The sequence below is a fragment of the Sphingobium naphthae genome (assembly GCF_043589935.1).
Taxonomy (GTDB): Bacteria; Pseudomonadota; Alphaproteobacteria; order Sphingomonadales; family Sphingomonadaceae; genus Sphingobium; species Sphingobium naphthae_A.
The window spans coordinates 385,422-399,427 of record NZ_CP171454.1 but is presented as its reverse complement, the minus strand read 5'-3'; the positions used below and the strand labels follow the sequence as shown (position 1 = coordinate 399,427).

At 65.5% G+C, this 14,006-nt stretch carries 10 protein-coding genes, 2 tRNA genes and 2 pseudogenes; 6 read left to right on the top strand and 8 right to left on the bottom strand.

Annotation, left to right across the window (positions count from 1 at the left end):
* The first annotated feature begins 22 nt into the window (after positions 1-22).
* The gene (gene metK / locus ACGGKE_RS01940; RefSeq protein ID WP_394439606.1) at positions 23-1,228 is read left to right on the top strand and encodes a methionine adenosyltransferase; all 1,206 of its coding nucleotides are present in this window, start codon (positions 23-25) and stop codon (positions 1,226-1,228) included.
* 64 nt (positions 1,229-1,292) lie between these two features.
* On the opposite strand, the gene ACGGKE_RS01935 is transcribed toward metK, so the two are convergent.
* Positions 1,293-3,302: a putative bifunctional diguanylate cyclase/phosphodiesterase gene (locus ACGGKE_RS01935; RefSeq protein WP_394439604.1), complete on the bottom strand. Its 2,010-nt coding sequence runs from the start codon at positions 3,300-3,302 to the stop codon at positions 1,293-1,295.
* Between the two features lie 122 nt (positions 3,303-3,424).
* Here ACGGKE_RS01935 and moaA point away from each other — a divergent pair, with 122 nt between their 5' ends.
* The 5 genes from moaA (at position 3,425) to ACGGKE_RS01910 (ending at position 6,620) form a co-directional block, all read left to right on the top strand.
* Positions 3,425-4,447, top strand: coding sequence for a GTP 3',8-cyclase MoaA (gene moaA / locus ACGGKE_RS01930; protein WP_394439602.1), 1,023 nt, complete (start codon positions 3,425-3,427; stop codon positions 4,445-4,447).
* Positions 4,444-5,220 carry an NAD kinase gene (locus ACGGKE_RS01925; RefSeq protein ID WP_394439600.1) on the top strand — a complete coding sequence of 259 codons (777 nt, stop codon included), beginning with the start codon at positions 4,444-4,446 and terminating at the stop codon, positions 5,218-5,220. Before moaA ends, ACGGKE_RS01925 begins: the two co-directional genes overlap by 4 nt.
* A 92-nt stretch (positions 5,221-5,312) precedes the next feature.
* Positions 5,313-5,387, top strand: a tRNA-Asn gene (locus ACGGKE_RS01920).
* An 84-nt stretch (positions 5,388-5,471) separates the two neighbouring features.
* On the top strand, positions 5,472-6,461 hold the full coding sequence (locus tag ACGGKE_RS01915) for a threonine/serine dehydratase (protein WP_394439597.1): 990 nt from the start codon (positions 5,472-5,474) through the stop codon (positions 6,459-6,461).
* 84 nt (positions 6,462-6,545) lie between these two features.
* A tRNA-Asn gene (locus tag ACGGKE_RS01910) sits at positions 6,546-6,620 on the top strand.
* 729 nt (positions 6,621-7,349) lie between these two features.
* Here ACGGKE_RS01910 and istB read toward each other — a convergent pair.
* The 7 genes and pseudogenes from istB to trbB all read right to left on the bottom strand — a co-directional run bounded on the left by istB (position 7,350) and on the right by trbB (position 13,947).
* Positions 7,350-8,129, bottom strand: a complete 780-nt coding sequence (gene istB, locus ACGGKE_RS01905) for an IS21-like element helper ATPase IstB (RefSeq protein ID WP_228222948.1) — start codon at positions 8,127-8,129, stop codon at positions 7,350-7,352.
* A pseudogene (gene istA, locus ACGGKE_RS01900) lies at positions 8,119-9,640 on the bottom strand (IS21 family transposase). Before istA ends, istB begins: the two are co-directional and overlap by 11 nt.
* Before the next feature lie 111 nt (positions 9,641-9,751).
* Positions 9,752-9,880 (bottom strand): annotated as a pseudogene (locus ACGGKE_RS01895) (P-type conjugative transfer protein TrbJ); the annotation flags it as partial.
* Positions 9,877-12,366 carry a conjugal transfer protein TrbE gene (trbE, locus tag ACGGKE_RS01890; RefSeq protein ID WP_394439594.1) on the bottom strand — a complete coding sequence of 830 codons (2,490 nt, stop codon included), beginning with the start codon at positions 12,364-12,366 and terminating at the stop codon, positions 9,877-9,879. The pseudogene ACGGKE_RS01895 and the gene trbE, both read right to left, overlap by 4 nt.
* On the bottom strand, positions 12,363-12,632 hold the full coding sequence (locus tag ACGGKE_RS01885; RefSeq protein WP_394439592.1) for a VirB3 family type IV secretion system protein: 270 nt from the start codon (positions 12,630-12,632) through the stop codon (positions 12,363-12,365). The genes trbE and ACGGKE_RS01885 overlap by 4 nt, the downstream gene beginning before the upstream one ends.
* A complete protein-coding gene (locus ACGGKE_RS01880; RefSeq protein WP_394439590.1) occupies positions 12,632-12,964 on the bottom strand; it encodes a TrbC/VirB2 family protein in 333 nt (110 codons plus the stop codon). Before ACGGKE_RS01880 ends, ACGGKE_RS01885 begins: the two co-directional genes overlap by 1 nt.
* Positions 12,961-13,947: a P-type conjugative transfer ATPase TrbB gene (trbB, locus tag ACGGKE_RS01875; RefSeq protein ID WP_394439588.1), complete on the bottom strand. Its 987-nt coding sequence runs from the start codon at positions 13,945-13,947 to the stop codon at positions 12,961-12,963. Before trbB ends, ACGGKE_RS01880 begins: the two co-directional genes overlap by 4 nt.
* Between the last annotated feature and the right edge of the window lie 59 nt (positions 13,948-14,006).

Sequence of the window (14,006 nt, the reverse complement as noted above, 5' to 3'; positions counted from 1 at the left end):
ACAGCATCAGACTGGAGCAACCATGCGTTCAAATTACCTCTTCACTTCCGAATCCGTGTCCGAAGGCCATCCTGACAAGGTCGCGGACCAGATTTCCGACGCCATTGTCGATCTTTTTCTCTCCAAGGACCCCGAAGCGCGCATCGCCTGCGAAACGCTGACGACGACCCAGCTCGTCGTCCTGGCCGGCGAAATCCGGTGCAAGGGCGTCTATGAGGATGGTCAGTGGGCGCCAGGCGCTGAGGAAGAGATCGAACGCACCGTGCGCGAAACGGTGAAGCGCATCGGCTATGAGCAGGAAGGCTTCCACTGGGAAAGCTTCCGCTTTGAAAATAATCTCCATGCCCAGAGCGCGCACATCGCGCAGGGCGTCGACGCCAGCGGCAACAAGGATGAAGGCGCGGGCGACCAGGGGATCATGTTCGGCTATGCCGCCAATGACACCCCTGACCTGATGCCCGCGACTCTCTATTACAGCCACAAGATCCTGGAAACGATGGCGGCCGATCGCCATTCGAAGGCTGCGCCCTTCCTGGAGCCCGATGCCAAGAGCCAGGTGACGCTGCGCTACGAAGGCAGCACGCCTGTCGCCTGCACCGCCGTCGTCGTTTCGACCCAGCATGCCAAGGGCTATGACCAGGGTGAAAAGGAAGCCGAGCTCAAGGCCTATGTGAAGGATGTGGTGGCCAAGGTGATCCCGGCCGAACTGCTGTCGGACGAAACCGTCTATCACATCAACCCGACCGGCAGCTTCGAAATCGGCGGTCCGGACGGGGACGCTGGCCTTACCGGCCGCAAGATCATCGTCGACACCTATGGCGGCGCATCGCCCCATGGCGGAGGCGCGTTCAGCGGCAAGGACCCGACCAAGGTCGACCGTTCGGCCGCCTATATCACGCGCTATCTCGCCAAGAATGTGGTCGCCGCCGGCCTTGCCCAGCGCTGCACCATCCAGATTGCCTATGCGATCGGCGTCGCCGAGCCGCTGTCGCTCTATGTCGACACCCATGGCACCGGCACGGTGGGCGACGACAGGATCGAGGATGCGATCAAGTCGATCAAGGAACTGGGCGGCCTTACCCCGCGCGGCATCCGCACCCATCTGGGCCTCAACAAGCCCATCTACCAGCCGACCGCCGCCTACGGCCATTTCGGCCGCAAGCCCGAAGGCGACTTTTTCCCTTGGGAAAAGACCGACCTGGTCGAAAAGCTGAAGGCGGCGCTGTAAGCGCGGCTTGCGCTGACGCAACCGATTGAGAAAAAGGCGCGGGACGTTTCCTGCGCCTTTTTCCTTATGCGAGAACCAGCGCCACCAGTTCGGCCGAAGAAATACCGGCCGATCGCAGGAAGCCCTGGTAATAATCGCAGCCTTCGCGGGCGAGCAGGTCCAGCTGCTGCTCGGTCTCCACCCCTTCGGCAATCACCTTCAGCCCCAGCGACTTGGCCATGTGGATGACCCCGCGCACGATGATCCGGTCCCGCGCGGTGCCGGCGATGTCCTGCGCCAGGCCACTGTCGATCTTCAGATAGTCGAGCGGCAGTGACTTGAGATAGGCCAGGCTGGAATAGCCGGTGCCGAAATCGTCGATCGCGACCGCCAGCCCTTCGCTGCGCAACGCGCGCAGCAGCCTTGCCGCCGCATCTACGTCATGGATCAGCCCGCTTTCGGTGATCTCTACCGTCAGCCGCGCGCGTGGGAATCCGCTGCGATCCACCATGTCGAGCAGGTCGGGCATGAAGTGCGGTTGCGCGATGTCGGCAGCCGTGACGTTGATCGACAGGCGCAGGTCCGCCAATGCGCGGGGCCAGGCCGCCGCCTGCCGCAGCGCTTCGCCCAATATATGGGCCGATAGCGGCAGCATGTAATCTGACCGTTCGGCCGTCGCGAAGAGGATACCCGCGCCCAGCGGCCCATAATGGGGATGATTCCACCGAGCCAGCGCCTCCACTCCGCTGATCAGCTCGGAATGGACCGGATATTGCGGCTGGAACACGATGCCGATCTCGCCCCGGTCCAGCGCCAGGCGCAGGTCGGTCTCCAGCCGGTCGGGATCGACCTGACGGCTCTGCTTGTCGGCGGACAATATGCGAATGCCCTCGCCCCCGGCCTGCCGCGCATCGGCCAGCGCCATCCCCGCGCGCCGCAGCACATGAGTCGCGTCATCCTCGCTGCGCGCCTGGGCGATGCCGCATCGCGCGATCAGGCGGATCAGGTGATCGCCGGCGCTGAACGGTCGCCCGATCGCGCCGATCAGCTGGCGCGCCAGGAATGTGGCGCGATCGCCATTGCCGGCCTGCCCCGCCAAGCCCACCAGAAATTCGGTGCCCGCGATCCGCGCGACCATTGCGCCGGGCGCGACATCATCGACCATCCGTTCGATCCGCCGCGCGATCCGCCCCAGCAACGCATCACCCACCACTTGCCCATAGGCCGCGTTCATCCGCTCGAACTGGCTGATCGACAGCAGCAGCACCGTCGTCGGCAGGCCCACGCGCCGGTCCAGCCATTCCAGCGCCGCCTGGCGCGACCGCAGTCCGGTCAGATAGTCGCGGCTGCTGCTGTCCCGCTCATGCTGGTCGGACAGCCATTCGACATCCGCCGCGATTTGCCCATCCTCGATTCGCAAATGATGGACCAGCCGGTCGCCCGGCCGGTCGGGCAGGCCATGCGCCAGGGACGCCGGTCGTCCCGTGCGCGCCATCGCCCGCAGCGCCGTCAGCACGCCCGCCCGCTCCGCCCGCGGCAATTGCCGCATCAGCGCGGCCGGGGTCAGCGTTGGCGCATCGAGCGCCAGATGCCGCGCCAGCGCCTCGCTGACGCGCAGCAGCCCGTCGCTCCCCAATTGCCAGTAAAGCGCGTCGCCGCGGCGGATGCGCTGCGCGCGCTGCCGCGCGCCCTGCTCGCCGCCCAGTCTTTCCACCAGCCGCTGCGCCGACGCCAGCACGGCGCGCAGGCCATCGGGGGTGAAGGGCGCGAGCAGATAGTGGGTGGCGCCAGCGGCGAGCAGAGCGGGCACCCGTGCTTCCTCGGCGGCATCCAGCAGCAGGATCAGCGCACCGCCGCCCGCTTCCATCGCCGGCACCAGCGGCGCGAGCAACGCATCGGGGTCGCCATCCCGACGGAGATCGATGAGCGCGATCTGCGCTTCGCTGCGCAGGAAGCGTTGCGGCGCATCGCGCGGCCGCCGCGCGCCGATCGCGCGCCAGCCGATCGCCTGCACCGCCTGCGACAGGCCGTCGCGATCCCCGGGCGACAGGATGAAAAGGCTATGCTGTATGGCCGATGCAGCGTCCCCGCCCACTCTTTGTGTCTCCCCCCGACGCCGCGCATCGCGCCATCCTATCAGCAAGGCGTTACCGACCCGTTCGCGTCACCGCAACCGGGATGCTTGCACCCGCCATGACCATCGCCTAGCTATGCGCCATGGCCACAGCCGCCCCTTCGTCCCAGTCCCAGCCCTCGCCTCTGGTCGATGGTCTGGGCCGCCGGATCAGCTATTTGCGGATTTCGGTGACGGATCGGTGCGACCTACGCTGCCGCTATTGCATGGCGGAACGGATGCAGTTCCTGCCCAAAAACCAGGTGCTGACGCTGGAGGAGATCGCTTTGCTCGCCGATCTCTTCATCGCGCGCGGGGTGACGAAGATCCGCCTGACCGGCGGCGAGCCGCTGGTGCGCCGCGACATCGGCGATCTGGTCCGGCGCATCGGCCGCCATCTGGGACAGGGGCTGGACGAACTCACCCTGACCACCAATGCGACCCGGCTCGACGTCCACGCCCAGGAGCTGTTCGATGCCGGCGTGCGGCGCGTCAACGTCAGCCTGGACAGCCGCGATCCCGATCGCTTCGCCGATGTGACGCGCGGCGGCCGGCTGGACCAGATTTTGGCCGGGCTGGACGCGGCGCGCGCCGCAGGCCTCGCCGTCAAGATCAACATGGTGGCGCTCAAGGGCATCAACGACGACGAAATCCTGCCGATGCTGCGCTGGTGCGACAGCCAGGGCTTCGACCTCAGCCTGATCGAAACCATGCCCCTTGGCGACACGGGGGAGGACCGGACCGACCATTATCTCCCGCTGACGCAAGTGGTCGACGGCATCGCGGCGCAGCATCCGCTGACCCCCATCGCGCATCGCACCGGCGGCCCGTCCCGCTATCATGCGGTGGCGGGCATGCGCACGCGGCTGGGCCTCATCACGCCGCTGACCCGCAATTTCTGCGCCGACTGCAACCGCATTCGCATGACCTGCGAAGGCAAGATCTTCATGTGCCTGGGCCATGAGGATCATGTCGACTTCAAGGCGGCGCTGCGTGAAGGCGGGCTGGATGCGGTGCAGCCGCTGGTCGATCGCGCGCTGCGCCTCAAGCCCGCCGCTCATGACTTCCGCATCGGCGCCGATGCGCCTGCCGCCACTCGCCGCCATATGAGCGTGACCGGCGGATGAGCGGCGACCCACGGCGCGCGCTGGTCGCGTCCCCTACCCCAGCGGCCCGCGCGGCGGAGGAAAGGCTGCGCGCCGTCTATGACTTCGCGCCAGTGGAGGAGGCGGAGATGATCGTCGCGCTGGGCGGCGACGGCTTCATGCTCCAGACGCTGCACGCCATGCTGGAGGGGCGGCGCATCATGCCGGTCTTTGGCATGAACCTGGGCACGGTCGGTTTTTTGATGAATGAATGGCGGCTCGATGGCCTCGACCAGCGGCTGGCCAGGGCCAAGAGCTTCAAGGTCAATCCGCTACGCATGACGGTCGACACCGTCGATGGAGAACAATTTTCGATTCCCGCAATCAATGAAGTGTCGCTGCTGCGCGAAACCCGCCAGACCGCCAAGCTGGAGGTGGAGGTGAATGGCCGCATCGTCCTGCCCGAACTCGTGTGCGACGGCGTGCTGGTGGCGACGCCGGCCGGCTCCACCGCCTATAATCTGTCCGCCCACGGCCCGATCCTGCCGCTGGGATCGGCATTGGTGGCGCTGACCCCGATCAGCCCTTTCCGTCCACGGCGCTGGCGCGGCGCGATCCTGCCCGAAGCCACGCAGATCCGCTTTTCCGTCCTCAACCCGGTCAAGCGGCCAGTCAGCGCCGTCGCCGACCAGCGCGAAGTGCGCGACGTCGCGCAGGTGGAGGTGCGCATCGACCGCACCACGCCGCTGACACTGTTGTTCGATCCCGAACATACGCTGGACGACCGGATCGCGGCCGAGCAGTTCATCGCCTGACGGGTCTGGCGCAAGATTTCCGCAATTTGCCGCTTGCCATTGTCGGAAAGCCACTGCTATAGGCGCGGCCTGCCCGGCGGAAGCCGGGTTGCTCCCCGATAGCTCAGCGGTAGAGCATTCGACTGTTAATCGAATGGCCGTAGGTTCGAATCCTACTCGGGGAGCCACTTTCCACTCCGCTTTCGCATTGATCCCGCGCTGACAGGCGCCGTGCTTCCCGTCTATGGCAGGCAGGTAGCCAGGAGTGTGCGATGCCCGATTCCCCCGCCATTCAGATCGACGATGTGCGGGATGCCGCGCGCCTGCTGGAGGGCGTTGCGGTGCGCACGCCGCTCATCGAAAATCTGGCGCTGAACGCGCGCGTCGGCGGGCGCACGCTCGTCAAGTTCGAAGGCGCGCAGCACACCGGGTCGTTCAAGTTTCGCGGCGCCTACAACCGCCTCGCCCGCCTGTCGCCGCAAGAGAAGGCGGCGGGCGTCGTCGCCTGGTCGTCGGGCAATCATGCGCAGGGCGTGGCCTGTGCCGCCCGCATGCTGGACATACCGGCGACGATCGTCATGCCGGCCGACGCGCCGGCGATCAAGGCGGCCAACACGCGGGCGCTGGGCGCGCGCATCATCCCCTATGACCGGCTGACCGAGAGCCGCGAGGAGATCGCCAGCCGCCTCGCCCGTAAGAGTGGCGCTACTCTGGTCCCCTCCTTCGACGATCCCCATGTCATGGCAGGCCAGGGCGGTGTCGGGCTGGAGATATTGGCGCAGGCGCAGGAGATGAACGCCGACATCGGCCAAATCCTGGTCTGCTGCGGCGGGGGCGGGCTGGTGTCGGGCATCGCCACGGCAGTCGCGGCGTCGCGGCCGGACATCGCCCTCTACAGCGTCGAGCCCGAGGATTTTGACGACACGGCCCGATCGCTGCGCAGCGGCGAGCGCGAGGAGGTGGCGAAGGGCGCTCGTTCGATCTGTGACGCTTTGCTCGCGCCCAGCCCCGGCGCGCTCACCTTCCCCATCAATCATGCGCTGCTGGCCGGTGGTCTTGCCGTCAGCGACGCAGAGGTGCGCGACGCGATGCGCTTCGCCTTTTCGACGCTCAAACTGGTGACGGAGCCGGGCGGCGCCGTCGCGCTGGCGGCGCTGCTGGCCGGCAAGGCGCCGCCCTGCGCGGGCGCGCGCGTCGTCGTCATATCCGGGGCGAATGTGGATCCCCACCTTTTCGCCGGGATCATCGGCGGGACCGACTGACAGGCGAATTTACCCGCCTTGCCCCCTTGCCAAGCGGAACGAGCCGCTGCATATGCGCCGCCTGCCCGGAGCGTTCCGGGCCGCTCCCCGATAGCTCAGCGGTAGAGCATTCGACTGTTAATCGAATGGCCGTAGGTTCGAATCCTACTCGGGGAGCCACATTTTTGTCGAGGCAGAGCGCACCGTAGCTAGCCGGCGATTCAAATCTTTCCGCGCCACATGGGCCGTTCAACACCCTGCCCGCGTTCGGCGCGCCGCATCCCGTAAAGACGCTAGGGAAATGAGCCGGCAGCTTTGCGCATCATCAGGTTCAATCCGTTGCACGGTGGATCGACGTGATCAGCTACCATGGAGTCCGCATCGCAATCTGAGGAGCGAACTCGGCCGGACCATAATCTCTGTTTCCGGCGTAGCGGGAGCGAAGCCGGGCATATTCGCCCTGCCCCACAGCGCGAACGACCAACCGGGAGCCCGACGCGCGCCTTCTTCACGGGAATTTTCAGCGAGAGCTGGAACGCTAGACGAAGTTCGCATCCGTGGCTTGCGAAGCGAGTTGCTGCGCACTCTCACAGCCGTCTCTCGCGCTAGGCGTTCGTACGTAAGAACGGAAATGGCGCCCCGCCCTGGATAAACATAACGAATACGAGTCGCCATTTTTACTACTATGAGGCCGCCGTTTTGCGCCGTGCATCGTCTTGTGCCGCGTCCACATGCAGCTAACTCTACGAAGGTGCGGTTGGGGAGTAGTCCGACTTCTAGGCTCCGGCAGGTCAATGAATCGACTCTAAAGGTCTGAGTTTGTTGATTGCTACTGAGATGTGACCCGGGGTTTCCATTGAGAAGTGACCCTGGTGGGTACGGGTTATGTGCTGCCGATGACCGGCAGGTTCAAGATGCTGGCTTCTCCTTTCTGGTTTTGGGCGCAGCGGTGCTGGCGCGGAAGCGGAAGCTATCGTTTCCGGTCTCCAGGATGTGGCAGTGGTGGGTAAGCCGATCGAGCAGCGCGGTTGTCATCTTGGCATCGCCGAACACGCCGGACCATTCGCTGAAGCTCAGATTGGTGGTGATGACGACGCTGGTGCGCTCGTACAGCTTGCTGAGCAGGTGGAAGAGCATGGCGCCGCCTGATGGGCTGAAGGGCAGGTAGCCCAGCTCATCGAGGATGAGCAGGTCGAGGCGTAGCAGGCGTTCTGCCAGTTGGCCGGACCGGTTCAAGGTCTTTTCCTGCTCAAGCGCATTGACGAGATCGACCGTGGAGAAGAAGCGGGCCTTCTTGCGGTGATGTTCGACAGCCTGGACGCCCAGCGCCGTTGCGATATGGCTTTTGCCGGTTCCGGGCCCGCCGATCAGCACGACGTTGTCGGCGTTTTCCATGAAGTCGCCCTGGTGAAGCTGACGCACTAGTGCTTCATTGATCTCGCTGGCGGCAAAATCAAAGCCAGCCAGATCCTTGTAGGCCGGGAAGCGGGCCGCCTTGATCTGATAGGCGATGGACCTGACCTCCCGCTCGGCCATTTCTGCTTTCAGGAGCCCAGCCAACATCGGCAAGGCAGCATCGAAGGCAGGCGCGCCCTGCTGGATCAGTTCGTCGGCGGCCTGAGCCATGCCGAACATCTTGAGGCTGCGCAGCATGACGATGACCGCAGCGCTGGCAGGGTCATGACGCATGGCGGATCTCCCTCAGCCTGTCATAGCGAACGACATTGGCCTCGGGCTCCTGCGTCAGACGCAGTGCCTGAGGCGCATCGATCGGCGCTGCTGGAGGCGCCTTGCCATCGATCAGTCGGTGCAACACGTTGAGAACGTGGGTCTTTGGTGGCGACACCAGCTTCCAGGGCTAACTCAACCGCCCTCAGGACAGCCTGCTCGTCGTGATGAAGAACCAGGGACAGGATCTCGACCATCTCTCGGTCGCCGCCTGGGCGCTTGAGCAGATGGCCCTGTAACTCCCGAAAGGCCTCGGGCATCTCGAGAAAGGGTGCACCATTGCGCAGGGCGCCGGGCTTGCGCTGGATCACCGCCAGATAATGCCGCCAGTCATAGATTGTGCGTCCCGGCTTGTTATGAGAACGATCGATAAGCCGGGCATGTTCGCATACGATCTGGCCTTCGGCCGCTATGACAAGACGATCCGGGTAAATCCTCAGGCTGACCGGACGGTTCGCGAACGAAGCAGGCACCGAATAGCGGTTGCGGTCGAAGGCGATAAGACAAGTTGGCGATACGCGCTTGATCTGCTCGACAAAGCCATCGAAGGGCCGGCCCAGCGGCATCAGGCAGGGCGCTTCCTCGGCATGCACATCGGCCACAGTGCCGGGCATGGCGCCATGCTGGATCTCGCTCCATTGGGCGATGCATTGAGCTTCCAGCCAAGCGTTCAGTTCAGCCAGACCAGGGAAGCTGGGCATCGGTTGCCACAACCGGCGCCGGGCATCCTGGACATTCTTCTCGACCTGACCCTTCTCCCAGCCAGAAGCCGGATTGCAGAAATCCGTCTCGAAAAGATAATGGCTGGCCATTGCAGCGAACCTGGCATTGACCTGCCGCGCCTTCCCCGTCCCGATCTTGTCGACAGCGGTCCTCATGTTGTCGAAGATGCCGCGCTGCGGCACACCACCCAGCACCCGGAATGCCTGCGTCAGCGCGTCGAACAGCATCTCATGGGTTTGAAGCAGATAGGCTCGCACGATGAAGGCGCGACTATGCGCGAGTTTGGTATGAGCGACCTGCAGTTTCGTCACTTTGCCGTCCAGCACGGCATAATCCTCGCTCCAGTCGAACTGGAAGGCCTCGCCAGGCTGGAAAGCCAAAGGAACGAACGTCCCGCGTCCGCTGGTCTGCTGTTCATACTGAAGCTCGGTCCGCCATCGGCGGGCAAAGGCGGCCACCCGGTTATAGGAGCCATCGTAACCCAGCTCCACCAGATCCACATAGAGTTGCTTGGCGGTCCGCTTCTGCTTGCGGGATTTCTTGGATTCCACCCGCAGCCAAGCCGACAGCTTGTCCGCGAAGGGATCGAGTTTGCTGGGGCGCACCGGAACCCTGAAACTGGGCTCCACCGCATCGGAACGCAGGTATTTGCGAATGGTATTGCGCGATAGGCCGGTCCGTCGCTTGATCTCCCGAATGGAAATCTCCTGCCGGAAATGCCATCGGCGGATCACACTGAGTAAGTCCATGTTGATCACTCCGAGACCCTCCGACTGACAGCCGGAGGGGAGGGAAACATGGGTCAATTCTCAGTGGAAACTTATAGCGCCCCCGGGTCACATCTCAGTGGCAATCAACACATAGTTGGTCGGGTCATAGACGATCCCGCCGAACTGGGCGTGGGCCGGGCTCGCGGCGGTGATGCCGACCAGGCTCGACGTGGCGATCGCACCGGCCAACATGGCGCGGCGCACGAGGGAGGTTTTCATGGGGTCGTGTCCTTCAAGGCAAGGGGGAGCTGGCCGGTAACTTCCCGACCTCCGGCCAGCGGATCGGGATGAGGTTCGGGAAGAAGCTCGACCGCCCAGGCGCAGCCGCGATGTCGCAGCCATTCGGCCGCGAAGGCGGAAGCGCCATGCGTCTCCACCAGCTCAGCAATCTGGCGCTGGTCGGTCTTGGAAGATGCGGCGGCGAAGGCCAGCGCGACCTCGCCCAGCCCCAGCTCGAACAGGCGGTTGCCGCGCCGCGACTGGCAGTAATAATCGCGCTTGGGCGTTGCCCGGCTGAGGATTTCGATCTGGCGGGCGTTGAGCCCGAACCGCTCGTAGATCACCGCGATCTGCGGTTCGACCGCGCGTTCGTTGGGCAGGAATATCCGCGTCGGGCAGCTCTCGACGATGGCTGGCGCAATTGTGCTGCCCTCGATCTGCGCCAGCGATTGGGTGGCGAAGATGACGCTCGCGTTCTTCTTGCGGAGCGTCACCAGCCATTCCGAAAGCTGTTTGGCGAACGCGGGCGATCCGAGCGCCAGCCAGCCTTCATCGATGATGATGAGCGTCGGGCTCCCGTCGAGCCGTCCCGCGATGCGGTGAAACAGGTAGGACAGGACGGCGGGCGCCGCGCCGCTTTCCATCAAGCCTTCTGTCTCGAACACCTGAACGGTGGCCGCGCCAAGCCGCTCGGTTTCGGCATCGAGCAGCCGGCCCCACGCGCCGCCGACGCACCAAGGCGCGAGCGCCTGCTTGAGCTGCTGGCTCTGGAGCAGGACGGCGAGCCCGGTGAGGGTCCGTTCCGCGATGGGCGCGGTGGCGAGCGATGTCAGCGCCGACCAGGTATGTTCCTTGGCCTGCGGATCGACGGTCACATTCTCGGATGCGAGGATCGCCGCTAGCCATTCGGCGGCCCAGGCGCGTTCTTCGGACAAGTCGATATGGGCGAGCGGCTGGAGCTGAACGCCGTCCCCGGCCTCGTCGGCGAGCATCCCGCCGAGATTCTGCCAGTCGCCGCCCATTCCGATCGCGGCGGCGCGGATGCTGCCGCCGAAGTCGAAGGCGAAAACCTGAGCATTCTCGTAGCGGCGGAACTGCATCGCCATCAGCGCGAGCAACACCGATTTGCCGGAGCCGGTCGGCCCGACGATGAGCGTGTGGCCGACATCGCCGACGTGAAGGGAAAACCGGAACGGGGTCGAGCCTTCGGTCTTGCCGTAGAGCAAGGGGGGAGCACCGAAATGCTCGTCCCGTTCCGGCCCCGCCCATACCGCTGACAGGGGGATCAGGTGGGCGAGATTGAGCGTGGAAATCGGGGGCTGGCGGACATTGGCGTAGGCGTGGCCGGGCAAACTTCCGAGCCATGCCTCGATCGCGTTCATGCCCTCGGGCAGACACGTGAAGTCGCGGGCCTGGATGACCTTCTCGGCGAGCCGCAGCTTCTCGGCGGCGATGGCCTGATCGCGGTCCCACACCGTCACCGTCGCGGTGACGTAGGCCATGCCGGCATAGTCGGCGCCGAGCTCCTGCAGCGCGGTGTCGGCGTCGGCCGCCTTGTTCGAGGCGTCGGAGTCGAGCAGCGTCGACGCCTCGTTGGTCATGACCTCTTTCAGGATGGCCGCGACGCTCTTGCGCTTGGCAAACCATTGGCGACGGATACGCGTGAGCAGCTTCGTCGCGTCGGTCTTGTCGAGCATGATCGCGCGGGTGGACCAGCGATACTCGAAGGCGAGCCGGTTCAGCTCGTCGAGCAGGCCGGGGAACGTGACGCTGGGGAATCCGGTGATGGTAAGCGTGCGGAGATGGTGGTCGCCCAAGCGCGGCTCCAGCCCGCCGGTCAGCGGCTCGTCGGCGAGCAGCGCGTCGAGGTGCATCGGGGTCTCTGGGACGCGCACGCGCTGGCGCCGCGTCGAGATCGTCGAATGGAGATAAGTCAGCGTCTCGGAGTCATCGAGCCAGCGGACCTCGGGCACGAAGCCTTCGACCAGATTGAGAACGCGGTCGCTGCGATCGGTGAAGCCCTTGAGCAGCTCCCACGGACCGACGCCGGCGGTGGACCGGCCCTCGTAGAGCCAGCCTTCGGCCCGCGCAGCTTCCTCGGCGGGCGGCATCCACAGCAGCGTCAGATAGTAGGCGCTCTCGAAATGCGCGCCTTCCTCGCGGAACTGTTCGCGCCGCTCCATATCGACAAGCGCCGACACGGGATCGGGGAAATCGTCTTCAGGATAGTCGAGCGCGGGCGTACGCTGCGCTTCGACGAAGATCGCCCAGCCCGAACCGAGACGGCGAAGCGAATTGTTGAGCCGTGAGGTGGTCGCCACAAGCTCGGCCGGCGTCGCGCTGTCGAGATCGGGACCACGGAACCGGGCGGTCCGCTGGAACGAACCGTCCTTGTTGAGCACGACACCTTCACCGACCAGAGCGGCCCAGGGCAGGAAGTCGGCGAGATGTGCCGCCTTGTTGCGGTATTCGCGAAGGCTTATCATGGCCGCATCCAGCTCGGGTAACGGAGGTGGCGGCGGGCCACATCCACGAATTGCGGATCACGGCGGGCGGCCCATACGGACAGCGCATGGCCGATAGCCCAGATGACCAGCCCGGCGATCCAGAGGCGCAGGCCGAGGCCGATCGCGCCCGCCAGCGTCCCGTTGACGATGGCGAGCGAGCGCGGGGCGCCGCCGAGCAGGATCGGCTCGGTCAGCGCCCGGTGGACGGGGGCATAAAAGCCCGCGATCGGCTCGGCGCTCTCCATCAGACCAGCGCCCCGCCGCCGAAGCTGAAGAACGACAGGAAGAAGGAGCTGGCCGCGAACGCGATCGACAGGCCGAACACGATCTGGATCAGCCGGCGAAAGCCGCCGCTCGTATCGCCGAACGCCAGGGTCAGGCCGGTCACGATGATGATGATGACCGCGACGATCTTCGCCACCGGCCCCTCGATGGATTCGAGGATGCTTTGCAGCGGAGCTTCCCACGGCATCGACGATCCGCCCGCATGGGCGGGAACGGAAAAGCTCAGTGCGATCACGCTGGTGGTGGCTGCGAGCATGGCGCGGCGTGCGCCATGCCGAAGGGCATGGATCATGACAGGTCTCCGGGTTGGGGGGTGGTCAGCGGCGTGAGGCGGTAGTCGCCGGTTGCGGCGTCAAGCCCTTCGACGCGGGCTAGCTCGGCGAGGCGGCGGCCGTGTCCGTCGCGGGTGAGGACGGCGATGATGTCGATGGTCTCGGCCAGCAGCGCGCGAGGGACCGTCACGACGGCCTCCTGAATGAGCTGCTCCATGCGTCGGAGCGCGCCGAGCGCTGTGCCGGCGTGGATGGTGCCGATCCCGCCGGGATGTCCGGTGCCCCACGCTTTAAGGAGGTCGAGCGCCTCGGCGCCGCGCACCTCGCCGATGGGAATGCGATCAGGGCGTAGCCGCAGCGAGGACCGGACGAGATCGGACAGCGAAACGACGCCATCCTTGGTCCGCATGGCGACGAGGTTCGGCGCGGCGCATTGCAGCTCGCGCGTGTCTTCGATCAGGACGATGCGGTCGGTCGTCTTGGCGACTTCGGCCAGCAGCGCGTTGACGAGCGTGGTCTTGCCGCTGCCGGTCCCGCCCGCCACAAGGATATTGGCCCGGCCTTCGACGCCCCGACGCAGCGCTATCGCCGCCTCGGGCCGCATAATCCCGGCGGCCGCATAGTCATCGAGCGTGAAGACGGCGACGGCAGGTTTGCGAATGGCGAAGGCCGGCGCGGTGACGACGGGCGGCAGCAGCCCCTCGAACCGCTCTCCGCTCTCGGGCAGCTCGGCCGAGACGCGCGGAGACCGGGCATGAACTTCGACGCCGACGTGATGCGCGACCAGGCGGACGATGCGTTCGCCGTCCGCTGCCGACAGCGACAAGCCCGTATCGCTGATTCCTTCACCGAGCCGATCGAGCCACAGCCGACCATCGGGATTCAGCATCACTTCGATGATGGCGGGATCGTCCAGCCAAGCGGCGATCGACGATCCGAGCGCCGTGCGCAGCATCCGCGCGCCGCGTGACCTCGCTTCGGACAGGGTTGGCTGAACGGTCAAGACCTGGCCCCTGCAATGGGCCGGGCGAACCGCCGCCCGGCGTCAGGAGCACATCAAGA

Bases quoted from the DNA above. Each gene is read 5' to 3' on its own strand.
- metK (WP_394439606.1), top strand. From the start codon at position 23: ATGCGTTCAAATTACCTCTTCACTTCCGAATCCGTGTCCGAAGGCCAT.
- moaA (WP_394439602.1), top strand. From the start codon at position 3,425: ATGGCCACAGCCGCCCCTTCGTCCCAGTCCCAGCCCTCGCCTCTGGTC.
- ACGGKE_RS01925 (WP_394439600.1), top strand. From the start codon at position 4,444: ATGAGCGGCGACCCACGGCGCGCGCTGGTCGCGTCCCCTACCCCAGCG.
- ACGGKE_RS01915 (WP_394439597.1), top strand. From the start codon at position 5,472: ATGCCCGATTCCCCCGCCATTCAGATCGACGATGTGCGGGATGCCGCG.
- istB (WP_228222948.1), bottom strand. From the start codon at position 8,129: ATGCGTCATGACCCTGCCAGCGCTGCGGTCATCGTCATGCTGCGCAGC.
- trbE (WP_394439594.1), bottom strand. From the start codon at position 12,366: ATGATAAGCCTTCGCGAATACCGCAACAAGGCGGCACATCTCGCCGAC.
- ACGGKE_RS01885 (WP_394439592.1), bottom strand. From the start codon at position 12,632: ATGGAGAGCGCCGAGCCGATCGCGGGCTTTTATGCCCCCGTCCACCGG.
- ACGGKE_RS01880 (WP_394439590.1), bottom strand. From the start codon at position 12,964: ATGATCCATGCCCTTCGGCATGGCGCACGCCGCGCCATGCTCGCAGCC.